Origin of the sequence: Pseudomonas sp. OTU750018 (assembly GCF_011636575.1) — a bacterium.
GTDB lineage: Bacteria > Pseudomonadota > Gammaproteobacteria > Pseudomonadales > Pseudomonadaceae > Aquipseudomonas > Aquipseudomonas peli.
On record NZ_JAAPAU010000002.1, the window covers coordinates 421,033 to 433,986 of the forward strand.

The 12,954-nt window shown below is 60.6% G+C and carries 11 protein-coding genes and 1 pseudogene; all 12 read right to left on the minus strand.

Features of this window, described 5'->3' with window-relative positions; translation table 11 throughout:
• Positions 1-53: 53 nt before the first annotated feature.
• The gene (locus HCI85_RS21325; protein ID WP_372239950.1) at positions 54-935 is read right to left on the minus strand and encodes a methyl-accepting chemotaxis protein; all 882 of its coding nucleotides are present in this window, start codon (positions 933-935) and stop codon (positions 54-56) included.
• A pseudogene (locus tag HCI85_RS21330) lies at positions 912-2,075 on the minus strand (methyl-accepting chemotaxis protein); the annotation flags it as partial. The pseudogene HCI85_RS21330 and the gene HCI85_RS21325, both read right to left, overlap by 24 nt.
• A 307-nt stretch (positions 2,076-2,382) precedes the next feature.
• A complete protein-coding gene (locus HCI85_RS10760; RefSeq protein ID WP_167144707.1) occupies positions 2,383-3,843 on the minus strand; it encodes a sodium-dependent transporter in 1,461 nt (486 codons plus the stop codon).
• 173 nt (positions 3,844-4,016) lie between these two features.
• The gene (gene maiA, locus HCI85_RS10765) at positions 4,017-4,676 is read right to left on the minus strand and encodes a maleylacetoacetate isomerase (protein ID WP_167144708.1); all 660 of its coding nucleotides are present in this window, start codon (positions 4,674-4,676) and stop codon (positions 4,017-4,019) included.
• Entirely contained in the window at positions 4,666-5,649 is a 984-nt protein-coding gene (locus HCI85_RS10770) for a fumarylacetoacetate hydrolase family protein (RefSeq protein WP_160087130.1), read from the minus strand. Before HCI85_RS10770 ends, maiA begins: the two co-directional genes overlap by 11 nt.
• Positions 5,649-6,788, minus strand: a complete 1,140-nt coding sequence (locus tag HCI85_RS10775) for a homogentisate 1,2-dioxygenase (protein WP_160087132.1) — start codon at positions 6,786-6,788, stop codon at positions 5,649-5,651. Before HCI85_RS10775 ends, HCI85_RS10770 begins: the two co-directional genes overlap by 1 nt.
• 54 nt (positions 6,789-6,842) lie before the next feature.
• On the minus strand, positions 6,843-7,925 hold the full coding sequence (gene hppD, locus HCI85_RS10780) for a 4-hydroxyphenylpyruvate dioxygenase (RefSeq protein ID WP_160087134.1): 1,083 nt from the start codon (positions 7,923-7,925) through the stop codon (positions 6,843-6,845).
• A 343-nt stretch (positions 7,926-8,268) separates the two neighbouring features.
• Positions 8,269-10,047, minus strand: coding sequence for an ABC transporter ATP-binding protein (locus HCI85_RS10785; RefSeq protein WP_090253478.1), 1,779 nt, complete (start codon positions 10,045-10,047; stop codon positions 8,269-8,271).
• Positions 10,040-10,672 (minus strand): DsbA family protein, encoded by a 633-nt coding sequence (locus HCI85_RS10790; RefSeq protein ID WP_167144709.1) that lies wholly within the window; start codon positions 10,670-10,672, stop codon positions 10,040-10,042. Before HCI85_RS10790 ends, HCI85_RS10785 begins: the two co-directional genes overlap by 8 nt.
• Positions 10,673-10,674: 2 nt before the next feature.
• Positions 10,675-11,613 (minus strand): oxygen-dependent tRNA uridine(34) hydroxylase TrhO, encoded by a 939-nt coding sequence (gene trhO, locus HCI85_RS10795; RefSeq protein ID WP_167144710.1) that lies wholly within the window; start codon positions 11,611-11,613, stop codon positions 10,675-10,677.
• A 384-nt stretch (positions 11,614-11,997) separates the two neighbouring features.
• Positions 11,998-12,291, minus strand: a complete 294-nt coding sequence (locus HCI85_RS10800; protein ID WP_090253472.1) for a BolA family protein — start codon at positions 12,289-12,291, stop codon at positions 11,998-12,000.
• A 12-nt stretch (positions 12,292-12,303) separates the two neighbouring features.
• On the minus strand, positions 12,304-12,804 hold the full coding sequence (locus HCI85_RS10805) for a DUF2059 domain-containing protein (protein WP_167144711.1): 501 nt from the start codon (positions 12,802-12,804) through the stop codon (positions 12,304-12,306).
• Between the last annotated feature and the right edge of the window lie 150 nt (positions 12,805-12,954).

Here is a 12,954-nt window from a genome sequence, read left to right on the forward strand (position 1 = left end):
ATACCCTTGGTCAGCCCACCGAGCCCAACCGCTCGGTGAGTTTCGCACATCAATCAGCTGCGGAACTGCGCCACAAGCCCCTGTAACTCAACGCCCAAGCGCGCCAGTTCGGCACTGGATGTTGCTGTTTGCTGACTGGCACTGGCGCTTTGTTCGCCGATATCGCGCACCCGCGTCACGCTTTCACTGATGGTTTCCGCCACCGCGCTCTGTTCTTCGGCGGCCGCAGCAATTTGCTGGTTCATCTGCTCAATGGTGCTCACCGCCTGAGTGATACGGCCCAGTGCAGCGCCAGCTTCGCCGGCCAGAGTGACAGTGCGCTGCGTCAGATTGCGGCTGCTGTCCATCTTGTCCACGGCGCCCTTGGCCAGGCGCTGCAAGCTGGCGATCAGACCTTCAATTTCTTCGGTAGAGTCCTGCGCGCGCTTGGCCAGGGCACGGACCTCATCGGCAACCACCGCAAAGCCACGCCCCTGCTCGCCAGCCCGTGCGGCTTCGATCGCCGCATTCAATGCGAGCAGATTGGTCTGCTCAGCTACGTTGCGAATCACCTCCAGCACACCGCCAATTCGAGCGCTTTCCTGATTCAGCGCGGCAATCGCTTCGGCAGATTCTTCAACTTCGCTGGCCAAGCTGCTGATCTGGCTGACAGCTTGCTGCACCACCTGGTTGCCCTGTTGCGCTTCCTGATCGGCGGCGCGGGCGGCCAAAGAAGCCTGCTCGGCGTTCTGCGCCACTTCCTGCACGGTTGCAGCCATTTCATGCATAGCGGTGGCGGTCTGTTCGGTTTCCATCTTCTGGTTCTGCACACCAACGCTGGTTTGCGCGGTAATCGCCGACAGCTGCTCGGCGGCAGCAGCAATCTGGCTGACGCCACCGCCAATGCGCCCAACCAGGGTGCGCAGGCTCACGCTCATCACTTGCATGGCGGCCATCAGTTGGCCCGGCTCGTCACGGCGATCCTGCGGCAGGTCGTGGGTCAAGTCGCCGGCTGCGATGCGCTGGGCAAACACCACGGTCTGCTGCAAGGGCGCAACAATCAAGCGGGAGATAATCAGCGCCGCCAGCATGCCGATAATCACCGCAGCAATGCCCATCGCGCCGAGCAACAGCATGGCTTGGCGGCTATCAGCGGCCATGGCCTGCTCTTGCTGAACCTTGGCTTCATCCACCAATGCCAGCACGGCCTGGGCACGTTCAACCATGGCAACTTCGCTCTGCTGGCTCTGCCCGCGTACCTGTTGGTAATTAGTGAATGCCTGCTGATACAGGGTCAACGCCTTCAAAGCCGTTTCGATGGCGCCTTTCTGATCGTCATCCAGCCAAACCATCAAGCTGCGTGCGACGGTTTGCAGGTCGTCATTGATATAGGTCCACTCTTCCAGGGCTTCGGCCGAGCCATCGATGATGTACTGGCTCTCATGGCCGCGCAGGTCGAGCATGCGTTTGCTCAGGCCCGAGGCGGTTTCCGCCAGGGTCAGCGGGTCGCTGCCGCGCAGCTTGTCACCTTCCAGGCGCAGCTCACGTACCGCGTCATACATATCCAGTTCGATCACATCGAACTGATCACGCGCCTCGCCGGCCGCTTCACGCATCTGCGTGCGCGCCGCGCGGGCATTGCTCTGCTGCTCGACAAAGCTGTCGAACTGCCGGCGATAGTCGTCGATGGCCTGCTGCATGCTTTGCAGACGCGCCTGATCGGCGCCGGAAGCGGTCGCCAGCTGCTGAGCGAGCGTGGCGCCGACCCGATCCAACTGCTCACGCACCTGCGCGGCGGCCTCGCTGTTCTGCCGCAGAGCAAAATCACGCTCGGCGCGGCGCGCCTGCAACACCTGCGCATCGATTGCCGACAAACCACTGGTACTGGCATGCCCATCCAACACGGCTTGCACTGCCAGAAAGCCACTGCCGGTAACGGCAACTGTGAGCAACAGCACCAGGCCGAAGCCACACATAAGCTTTTTTCCGACAGACAGATCGGCGAACAGACGCGCGGCAGAAGAGGACATAGCAACAACTCCGTTTTTATTATCGAGCGCAGCAAGGCGGCGTGATGGCGGCCTAGGCAAGCTCATGAACAACTGATGGCAGTTTAGCCCCGCTTTATTGCAACCCTTGCGCCAGAGGCCTGACCCGGGCTTAGGTATCAGCGCCAAGGCCCGAGCCAGAGCCGTTGACCGTTGTTCAGCGAGATAAAGCCAAAGGTCGAAAGCTGCGGATAACCCGGCTTATCGGCATGTTTCCGCTGATGCCTTACCGAGAGTGGCGATTTATCGCCAAAAAGCCCACGCCAAGGTTATGGCGGACCAATCTGTAAATAAGAAAAAAGGCGCACGGCTTTTGCCCGTGCGCCCTTCTCTATTGCGGCTCAGCTTGGCGTGATTAACGCCCGGCAAGCGCCGGTACGACTCGTGGTCGCAGCACTTCACCGAGCACCGCGAGCAAGCCAATGGCGCCAGCAATCCAGTACCACTGGGCAATCGGGTCAAACATCAACCAGCCCAGAGCGTGGAGGAACACCACCATGATCAGCACCGGGCTGACGTAGCGCACCATAAACAGCCAAAGTGCATAGCCCAGCGGCGGCAGGTTCAGCTCATCACGCATGATTTCATCGCGCAGGGCGTAACCGGCCAGCAGCACCATGAAGATCCCGCCCAGCGGCATCATCCAGCGCGAAGTCAGGTAATCCAGCCAGTCGAAGAAGTTCTTGCCCAGCGGCGTCCAACCGGCCAGCAGGTTGAACGAGAGCATCGCCAGCAGACTGATCACCAGCAGCACCGCACCGGACGCGGCAGCGGCCTTGACCCGGCTGACGCCGTGTTTCTCGTTGAGATAGGCAACCAGTGCCTCGATCATCGAGATGGCCGAGGTCAGCGCCGCCACCGACACCATGGCGAAGAACAACACACCGAAGACAGTGCCAAACGGCATCTGCTGGAAGGCCAGCGGCAAGCTCATAAAGATCAGGCCAGGTCCCGCGCTCGGACTCATGCCGTTGGCGAAGATGATCGGGAAGATCGCCAGCCCCGCCAGCAGCGCCACGCAGGTGTCGCAGACCACCACCATAAAGGTGGTACGGGTAATCGACTGGCCGTCAGGAATATAGGAGCCGTAGGTGAGAATCGCACCGGACGCCAGGCTCAGGGTAAAGAAGGCATGGCCCAGAGCCGCCAGCAACGCTTCGCCTGTAATTTTCGAGGCATCGAAGGTAAACAGGAAATCAAAGCCGGCCTTGAAGCTGCCACTGGTGAAGGCATAGCCGACCAGTACGATCAGCATTACAGCCAGGCCCGGCATCATCCAGCGAAAGGCTTTTTCGACACCAGCCTGCACGCCCTTGCCGACAATCCACAGGGTCAGCAGCGCAACCAACACGCTCCAGCCACCGAGTTGCCATGGGTTGGCGTTATGCGCTTCGAATACCCCGCCCAACTGTTCGACACTGGTTGCCGCCAAGGAGCCGTCGAGCATCTTCCACGTATAGGCAAAGGCCCAACCGGCCACCACCACGTAGAAACACAGGATCATAAAGCCGGCCAGCATGGCCATGCCGCCGACGGCCTTCCACAGCGGGTTACCGCCGTTTTCCTTGACCACCCGACCAATCGCATCAATGGGGCTGCCACGGCCGCGTCGACCAATGGCGATCTCGGTCATCATCACCGGAATGCCGATGGCCAGGATGCAGGCCAGGTACATCAGTACAAACGCACCACCGCCGTATTCGCCGGTGATGTAGGGGAATTTCCAGATATTGCCCAGGCCCACAGCGGAGCCGGTTGCAGCAAGAATAAAGCCCCAGCGCGAGAGCCAGAGGTTCTTTGGTTTTTCACGGGTCATGCGTCACCTGTTTGTTTTTATCTGTGACGAAATAGAACCCGCAGCGCTTATGGCGCGGCGGAGTGGCAAGGCATTCAGATCGGTTTAAAGCTACTGCGCTCGGCTATGCCGCTTTGCGCCTACCTGAGGAAGCCGGATTCGCCAGACCCTAGCGGCGGCGAAGCCGGCTGGGATCACTGAGCGTCGGGTTGCACCTCCGGCGCCGCCTGTTTAAAGGCATCCAGAGACTCACAACGCGCCGCCATGGCGAGGATGCGCGGGTACGCATCAAGGTCACAGTTAAAACGGCGCGCATTATACAGCTGTGGAACCAGACAGGCTTCCAGATATCCGGGCCGTTCGCCGAGTGACAGGCGATCATTGAATACCGCCAGCCCAGCCTCGACCGCAGCCAGCCCCTTGTGCAGCCAATGGCGATACCAAACGTCCTTGGCCGGCTCGCCCACCCCAAGCTCTCCGGTCAGATACTGCAGCACCCGCAGGTTGTTCAGCGGATGCAGATCACAGGCGATATGCAGAGCCAGAGCGCGCACCTGAGCACGCTGCGCCGGATCGCTGGGCAGCAGCGCCGGCGTCGGAAACACCTCATCAAGGTATTCAAGAATCGCCAGCGACTGGACGATGCGCACCCCGCCGTTGCCTTTGTCCACCAGCAAGGGCAGCAGCTCCTGCGGATTCAGCGCCTGATACTCGGCCGAATGCTGCTGACCGCCGTCCTTAACCAGATGTACCGGTACTTGCTGGTAGGCCAGACCCTTGAGATTAAGCGCGATACGCACCCGGTAGGCCGCGCTGGATCGCCAGTAGCCGTAGAGCGTCAACTCAGTGTTCATAACGCTCCACCGCCTGGTCGATGGCGCCGAACAGGCTATGGCCGGCGGCGTCGAACATTTCGATGCGCACCCGGTCACCGAACTTGAGGAACGGGGTTTTCGCCTCGCCGCTCTCGATGATTTCTAGCATGCGTTTCTCTGCCAGGCAGCTGGAACCCGCGCTGCGGTCGTAGTTCGACACGGTGCCGGAACCGATGATGGTGCCGCAGCACAACGGCCGGGTCTTGGCGGCGTGGGAGACCAGGGTCGGGAAGTTGAAGGTCATGTCCACGCCGGCATCCGGCTGGCCGAACAGCGCGCCGTTGATATGCGACACCAGCGGCCGATGCACCTTGCCATCACGCCAGGTGTCGCCCAACTCATCCGGGGTGATCGCCACAGGCGAGAAACTCGACGACGGCTTGCTCTGGTAGAAACCGAAGCCCTTGGCCAGTTCGCCGGGAATCAAATTACGCAGTGACACATCGTTGACCAGCATCAGCAGCTGGATATGCCCGGCGGCCTCGGCAGCGGTCGCGCCCATCGGCACGTCATCGGTGATCACCGCAATCTCGGCTTCCAGGTCGATGCCCCAGGCTTCGTCGGCCATCTGAATCGGGCTATGCGGCGGGATAAAGCAGTCGGCACCGCCTTGGTACATCAGCGGGTCATGCCAGAAGCTTTCCGGAATTTCGGCGCCACGCGCCTTGCGCACCAGCTCCACGTGATTGACGTAGGCGCTGCCGTCGGCCCAGTGATAGGCGCGCGGCAATGGGCTGTGGCAGGCCGCCTGATCGAAGGCAAACGCGCCCTCTTCCAGACCATCGTTCAAACGCTGATACACAGCCTCCAGCTTGGGCTTTGCCGCTGCCCAGTTATCCAGCGCGGCTTGTAGGGTAACGGCAATCGCCGGGACTACAGTGGCGCGACTTAGATCGCGGGACACCACGACGAGTACACCGTCGCGGCCTTGCTTCAGTGATGCGAGTTTCATCAGGATTCCTTGCCCGGCGCACGCCAGGAATTCACATATTCGGGAACATCCACCCCGGCGGCGGCTTCGCCGACTTCCAGGGCGCGGCGGGTATCGATCATCACCGCCACTTCATCGATAAAGGTGGCCGGATCGGTCTGCGCCTTTTTCAGCGCCTTGGGATGCGGGCCGTGGGGGAAGCCGCACGGATGCAGAGTGACCATGCCCTGCTCGATATTGTCGCGGCTGAAGAAGTTGCCACGGTGGTAGAACAGCACTTCGTCGTAGTCGTCGTTGTTATGATAGAACGGCACCTTCAGCGCGCCGGGGTCGCTTTCCACCGGGCGAGGGGTAAAGGTGCAGATCACAAAACCATTGGCCACGAAGGTGGTGTGCGCCGACGGCGGCAGATGATAACGGTGGCTCATCAGCGGGCGAATATCGCGCCAGTTGAGGCGCACCACGGTGTTATCGCCATGCCAGCCGACCACATCCAACGGGTTGTAGGGATAGGTCACGGTGCTGATCTGGCCGCGGCGCTTGATGCGAATCTGCCAGGTGTTCTCGTCCTGCTGGGCTTTGAAGGCGTCATCGATACGCGGATGATCGAGCACCGCCGGATCGAAGATCGCCTGCGGGCCGAGCAGGCCCTTGTCCGGTAGCTGATAGGCACCGTCGGTGCTTTCGATCAGCAGCATAAAGGTCGGCTCGCTGGCCTCGATGCGCCAGGCGGTGCCACGCGGAATCAGCAGGTAATCGCCATCGCGGTAGGTCAAATGACCAAAGTCGCAGTAGAAGTGCCCTGCCCCCTCATGGATAAACAGCAGGTCATCGCCATCGGCGTTGCGCACCAGATGACGCATGGCGCCGTGGGTTTTCCACACGCGCAGCTTCACATCGCTGTTATGCAGGGTCAGCGGCGCGGCAAGCGGGCAGTCGCGCTCGCTGGAAATATCATTGAAGTTGAACGCATGCGGGCGCAGCGGCCCCTGCCAATCGATCCAGCCAGTGGGTGGATGCTTGTGGTGCAAGTGCGCCGTAGGCCCGAAGAAACCCTCGCGGCCCATCTCGCGCTCGTAAGTGCCTTCGGGAAAGTCGCAGTGCGCCTGACGCGAACACTCGCCTTCACGCAGGGGAAAACTGATCCAGTTACGGCTCATAACAGAACTCCATCGTGGATAAACCCGGCCCCGGTTGCGGGGCCGAACCCGCTATCAGTCCGCGGAAATCACGCCGCGCTTGATCTGGTCTTCCTCGATGGACTCGAACAGCGCTTTGAAGTTGCCCTCGCCAAAGCCCTGGTTGCCCTTGCGCTGGATGATCTCGAAGAAGATCGGGCCAATCACTGTATTGGTGAAAATCTGCAGCAGGATGCCGTCATCGCCCGGCGCGCCGTCGATCAGGATGCTCAGTTCGCGCAGTACATCCGTCGGCTCACCATGCCCGGCCACGCGGGTGTCGACTTTGTCGTAATAGGTGCCGGGGGTGACCATGAATTGCACGCCATTGGCGCGCAGCTGGCGCACGGTGGCGTAGATGTCTTCGGTGCTCAGGGCGATATGCTGGATACCCTCGCCCTGGTACTCGCGGATAAATTCCTCAATCTGCGACTTGTCGTCGGCCGACTCGTTGATCGGGATGCGAATCTTGCCGCACGGCGCGGTCATGGCGCGCGACAGCAGGCCGGTGAGCTTGCCTTCGATGTCGAAGTAGCGGATCTCGCGGAAGTTGGCGATGCGCTCGTAGAAGCCTGACCACACATCCATCTGCCCGCGTTTGACGTTGTGAGTCAGGTGGTCCAGCTCTTTCAGCCCGACCGCATTGTCGTTCGGCGTGCGGCCTTCGATGTACTCGAAATCGACGTCGTAGATGCTCTTGTCGCCGAAGCGGTCCACCAGATACAGCAAGGAGCCGCCGATACCCTCGACGCAGGGGATGTTCAGCTCGCCGAAGTTGGCGTGACTACCGACCAGTTTGGCGCCCTGGGATTCCACATAAGCCGCTGCCTGAGCGGCGTTCTGCACGCGGAAGGCCATGGCGCAGGCACTCGGGCCGTGTTTAAGACCGAACTCGCGCACGTGCCCGATGGGGCTGCCGTTAAGCACGAAGTTGATGTCGTTCTGCTGGAACAGCCAGACCTCTTTCGAGCGGTGCTTGGCGGTTTCGGTAAAGCCCATGGCAGTGAACAGCTCACGCAGCTGCTGGATGCCTTCCGGGGTCGGCGCGGTGTATTCAACGAACTCGAAGCCGTCGGTACCGATAGGGTTGTGCTGTTCGATCTTGTTCACGGCGTTCATTGCGCCTCCTCGTTGTTGTTTTGATCAGCCGCTGCGTCAGCGGGATTGACCTCATAACAACCGAGCACAGGCCCGCTAACAAGCCAGCCCAGAGCGCCCTGCCCCAGGCTTGGCCATGGCTTTCGGCAAGTTTTTAATACAGCTAGAGAAACAGCGGGAATGCTGACCGAAAGCACTCACCATGCGTAACGATAGATTTACAAAGCGGTCGATTTAACTGCCAGGTGCGAGGTCGCAGGGACTCAGGCCTGATTGAAACTCACAACAAATCGCGGGCATGGCCCGCTCCTACGCGGGTAGGAGCAGGCCATGCCCGCGAAATAACGGTGCGTTTAATGCTTTTTTAGTGCTGCAGATGGCCGTAGAGCTTGGCGTAGAGCCCGCCTTCGGCAATCAACTCCTGGTGGCCGCCGTCTTCGGCGATGCTGCCGCCGTCGAATACCAACACCCGATCAGCCTGCTTAACCGCACTCAGGCGGTGAGCGATGATCAGCGTGGTACGGCCATGCAGAAACTGATTGAGCGCCTGGTGCAGGGCGTATTCGGTGGCGGCATCCAGAGCCGAGGTGGCTTCATCGAGAATCACCACTTTCGGCTCGGCCAGCACCATCCGGGCAATCGCCAGACGCTGACGCTGGCCGCCGGAGAGGCGCACGCCGGAGCGACCAACGATGCTGTCCAGGCCTTGTGGCAGGCCGTGAATGGTGTCAGCCAATTGAGCAATCTCCAGGGCACGCCAGCAAGCGTCATCGCCCCGCTCACGGCCCATGCACAGGTTGGCGCGCACCGTGTCGTTGAACAGAGCCGGATGCTGCAACACCACCGCGACGTGCTCACGCACACCTTCCAGACCGATCTCTTCCTGGCTGCTGCCGCCAAAACGAATGGTCCCGGCCTGCGGCGTATACAGCCCAAGCAACAACTGCACCAGGGTGCTCTTGCCGCCGCCGCTGGCGCCGACGATGGCGACCTTCTCGCCTGGGGCGATGCTCAGGTTGAGTTGATTCAGCACCGGCTCGTCGTTATAGGCAAAGGTCAGCCCACTGACTTCGATGCCCACGGTGTCGCGGCCTTTGAACGGATCGACGCGCCCGGGGTATTGCGGCTCGTCCTTGCGCGCCAGCAGCTCGTTGATTCGCGTCAGCGCGCCACCGGCGGCGTAGAAGGCATATTGCAGGCTAAGCAGCTGCTCGACCGGGCCGATCATAAACCACAGGTAACTGAACACCGCGAGCATCTGGCCGATCGACAGATCAGAGAACAGCACGGTGAGCATCGCCGCCGCGCGGAACACGTCGATACCGAACTGGAACAACAGACCGCTGGCGCGGTTCGAGGCATCGGTCTTCCACTGCGAGGCCACGGCGTAGTCGCGCACTTCCTTGGCGCGGCCACCGAGACGACCAAGGAAGAAGCCCTGGCGGTTGCCGGCACGGATTTCCTGAATCGCTTCGAGGGTTTCGGTCAGCGCCTGGGTAAAGCGCGAAGTGCTGTCGTTCTCCAGCTTCTTCAGGTGTTTGACCCGCTTGCCCAGTTGCACCGTGGCGTAGATCACCAGCGGGTTGAACAACAGGATCAGCAGCGCCAGCTGCCAGTGCATCCAGATCAGGATCGCCGAGGTGCCGGCCAGGGTGAGCATGGCCACCAGAAAACGGCTAAGCGTCTCGCCGACAAATTTATCGAGGGTATCGAGGTCGGTAACCAGGTGCGTGGTCACCGTGCCGCCGCCGAGACTTTCATATTCGCCAAGGGAAATCCGCTTGAGCCGTTCGATCAGGCGAATGCGGATGCGGTAGACGATGTCTTTCGACAAGCGGGCAAACAACCGCGCCTGCAGCACGTTGAAGATCAGCGCACCACCGCGCAGAAACAGGGTCAGCACCAGCATCAGGCCGATATAGCCGGCGGCAGTTTCCCAGTGCGCCGGCAGGAAGTTATCCATGACCTTGAGCGCGGCGTCACCGTCGTTGAGCAGCACTTCGTCGACCAACAGCGGCAGCAACAGCGGGATCGGCACGCTGCATAGAGTGGCCAGCACGGCAACCAGGTTGGCCCAGATCAACGCCTTCTTGTGCTGCAGGGCCAGCCGACGAACTTCTGCCCAACTCAAACGATCAGGCATGGGCAACCCGCTCCAGCCAGCGCGTCAACAAGGGCTGCAACACGTCCAGGGGTTGATAGCCGTTGGTCAGCAGCGCCAGTTGGCCGTTGCGTTCAGCGAGCAGCGTGGGAAAGCCGGCAATGCCCAGATCCTGAGTCCAGCTGAAGTCAGCGGCGGTGGCGGCGCGCTGTGCAGCGCTGTCGAAGGCTTCGGCAAACACGATGCGCGGAATCCCGGCGCGCTCGGCCAACTCCACCAACACACTGGCGCGGGTGACATCCACGCCTTCGGTGTAGAACGCCCGCTGAATCAGTCGGGCCAGCGGCCAGACCAGCTCGGGCGCCAGGTTGCGTGCAGTCACCAAAGCGCGGCAGGCCGGTTCGGTGTCGTAGACCAACCCCTCAGGCAAACCAGCATTGAAGTTGAATAGCTGCCCGGTGCTGGCATTGACCGCCTGCCAATAGCCCAGATATCGCACGCGGGCGGCGGCATCAATAGCCACCCCATCACGGCGCAAACCGCCCATCACTAACTCCAGCCCAACACCGGCCGCAGCCGCTTGCTCGGCGAGGGACTCGAGCACTGGGGCAAAACCCCAGCACCATGAACACATCGGGTCCATCACATAGAGCAGGCGTGCGTGCATGCTTAAGCCTCGCGATTTTGTCGGGGGTTGTAGCCCAATGGGTGCGGCTGATTGCGCTCTTTAGCCAATTCAATCTGCCGTTGACGCTCGCGGGCGCCGGCGCGGGTTTTCTCCGGCAGCGAATCCCAACAATGCGGACAGCTGACGCCAGGGGTGTAGAACTCGGACTGACGATCTGCCACCGACACCGGAGTGCGGCAGGCGTGGCATTGGTCGTAATCGCCTTCGCTGAGGTCGTGACGTACGGTAACGCGGTTATCGAAAACGAAGCAGTCGCCCTGCCATTTGGTCTCTTCCTGCGGCACTTCTTCGAGGTACTTGAGGATGCCGCCCTTGAGGTGGAAAACCTCCTCAAAGCCCTCACCGAGCATATAGCTGGAAGCCTTCTCGCAGCGGATGCCTCCGGTGCAGAACATCGCAACCTTCTTGTGTTTTGCCGGGTCGAAGTGCGCTTTGATGTAATCGGGAAACTCGCGGAACGACTTGGTTTTCGGATCGACCGCGCCCTCGAAGGTGCCAATCGACACTTCGTAATCGTTGCGCGTATCGATCAGCAGCACTTCGGGGTCGCTGATCAGCGCGTTCCAGTCCTTGGGCTCGACGTAGGTGCCGACCTTCTGGTTCGGGTCGACGCCGGGCACACCCAGGGTGACGATTTCCTTCTTCAACTTGACCTTGGTGCGATAGAACGGCTGCTCGTCGCAATAGGATTCCTTGTGGTCGATATCGGCAAGACGCGGATCCTGGTCAAACCAGGCCATCAGGCCATCGATACCGGCACGCGAGCCGGAGACGGTGCCATTGATGCCCTCTTCAGCCAGCAGCAAGGTGCCCTTTACCGCGTTATCCAGCATGCATTGCAGCAGCGGCTCACGCAGGTCCTGGAAGTCAGGCAGGGAAACGAATTTATAAAGCGCGGCGACAACGATCTTGTCAGTCATAAGCAAATCCTTCAGTAGTCGCCCACGTAAAGGGCGGACCGGGATACAAACGTGACCAGCAGCGGCTTTGCCAGGCTGGAGGACCACAAAAAATTGCCGGGAGCAATTTTTGACGTCGCTCCGCGACGGCCCCGCAGGGGTGGCCGCCATGGAAGGCGGGTCACAAACAAAACCGCCGGCGCTAGGCCGGCGGGGTGCGCAGTTTACTGCCCTTGAGAAGCGACGTGTAGAGGCGAATTGCCTCAGAACCTGTTTACGATCTGCTGCGCGTCGGCCCTGCTGCGTTAAAAGCAGGCTCGGATGCTCATGTACAACTCGTACACTGCGCGTCCTCGCCTGCTTTTGCCTTACGGGGCTCTAGCTCGCGAGATCGTAAGCAGGTTCTCAGTGGCCGCCCTTGCAGGTCGGCGAAGCCGGAGCCACGCCCTGCTGTGTCCACTCATCGGGTGTGTAGGTATGCAGCGCCAGGGCATGGATCTGCCCCATCAGTTCACCTACGGCGGCGTAGACTTTCTGATGGCGTTTAACCGCATTCAGGCCAGCAAACTGCTCGCTGACGATCACCGCCTTGTAATGGGTTTCCAGCCCCCGGCTGTGCATATGGCTTTCATCCAGCACATCGAGTTGCTGGGGCTGCAGGCTTGCCAGAGCGGCCTGCAACAAATCGATCTTCGGCATAGGGACTGTCACTCAGGGCTTCTTTGGAGTCAGCTTGGTGGTCATTTCCGCCAACAGCTGATTGACCTTGGGTACGGCGGCTTCCAGCTTGCCCTGGGTCAGCTGCGCCGACTGTGCGGTCAGCGTTGGCATTTTCTCCAGGACTTTCTTGCCCAGTGGCGATTCGTAGAAACGGATCAGGTCCTTCATTTCCTGCTCGTTGAAGTTGCTGGTGTAGAGCTTGACCATATCCGGCTTGAGCTTGTCCCAACCCACGGCCTGTTCCAGAGCCGCATTGGCCTGAGCCTGGTAGGTTTCCAGCACAGCCTTCTCGCTCTGCGGCGCATTACTTTCGGCAAAACGCTGGGCAAACATCTGCTGCACCTGGGCATACACCGGAACAGCCAGCTTGTCAGCACGTGCCAGCAGCAGGAAGCGCTCAGCGTCAGCCGCGTGGCTTTTGGCATCGGCGAGCACCTGAGCACTACCGCACGTCAGTATTAGGGCAGCGCAAAGGGCAGGTAAACGTGACATGTACTACTCCTGAGAAAGGGTATGAGTGCTGTTGGACTCAATTGCCGGCATTTTGTGCCCAACCGCGGGTCACACTCAAGCCAGTCAGAGCATCGATTGATTCACGCTACAACTGTGCACTGGCGCACTGACTGGTTAAAGGCCAAAATG

Excerpts from the sequence above, each read along its gene's own strand:
- HCI85_RS10760 (WP_167144707.1), bottom strand. The coding sequence starts at position 3,843 with ATGACCCGTGAAAAACCAAAGAACCTCTGGCTCTCGCGCTGGGGCTTT.
- hppD (WP_160087134.1), bottom strand. The coding sequence starts at position 7,925 with ATGAACGCCGTGAACAAGATCGAACAGCACAACCCTATCGGTACCGAC.
- HCI85_RS21325 (WP_372239950.1), bottom strand. The coding sequence starts at position 935 with ATGGCCGCCATGCAAGTGATGAGCGTGAGCCTGCGCACCCTGGTTGGG.
- HCI85_RS10770 (WP_160087130.1), bottom strand. The coding sequence starts at position 5,649 with ATGAAACTCGCATCACTGAAGCAAGGCCGCGACGGTGTACTCGTCGTG.
- HCI85_RS10805 (WP_167144711.1), bottom strand. The coding sequence starts at position 12,804 with ATGTCACGTTTACCTGCCCTTTGCGCTGCCCTAATACTGACGTGCGGT.
- trhO (WP_167144710.1), bottom strand. The coding sequence starts at position 11,613 with ATGACTGACAAGATCGTTGTCGCCGCGCTTTATAAATTCGTTTCCCTG.
- HCI85_RS10790 (WP_167144709.1), bottom strand. The coding sequence starts at position 10,672 with ATGCACGCACGCCTGCTCTATGTGATGGACCCGATGTGTTCATGGTGC.
- HCI85_RS10785 (WP_090253478.1), bottom strand. The coding sequence starts at position 10,047 with ATGCCTGATCGTTTGAGTTGGGCAGAAGTTCGTCGGCTGGCCCTGCAG.
- maiA (WP_167144708.1), bottom strand. The coding sequence starts at position 4,676 with ATGAACACTGAGTTGACGCTCTACGGCTACTGGCGATCCAGCGCGGCC.
- HCI85_RS10800 (WP_090253472.1), bottom strand. The coding sequence starts at position 12,291 with ATGCCGAAGATCGATTTGTTGCAGGCCGCTCTGGCAAGCCTGCAGCCC.
- HCI85_RS10775 (WP_160087132.1), bottom strand. The coding sequence starts at position 6,788 with ATGAGCCGTAACTGGATCAGTTTTCCCCTGCGTGAAGGCGAGTGTTCG.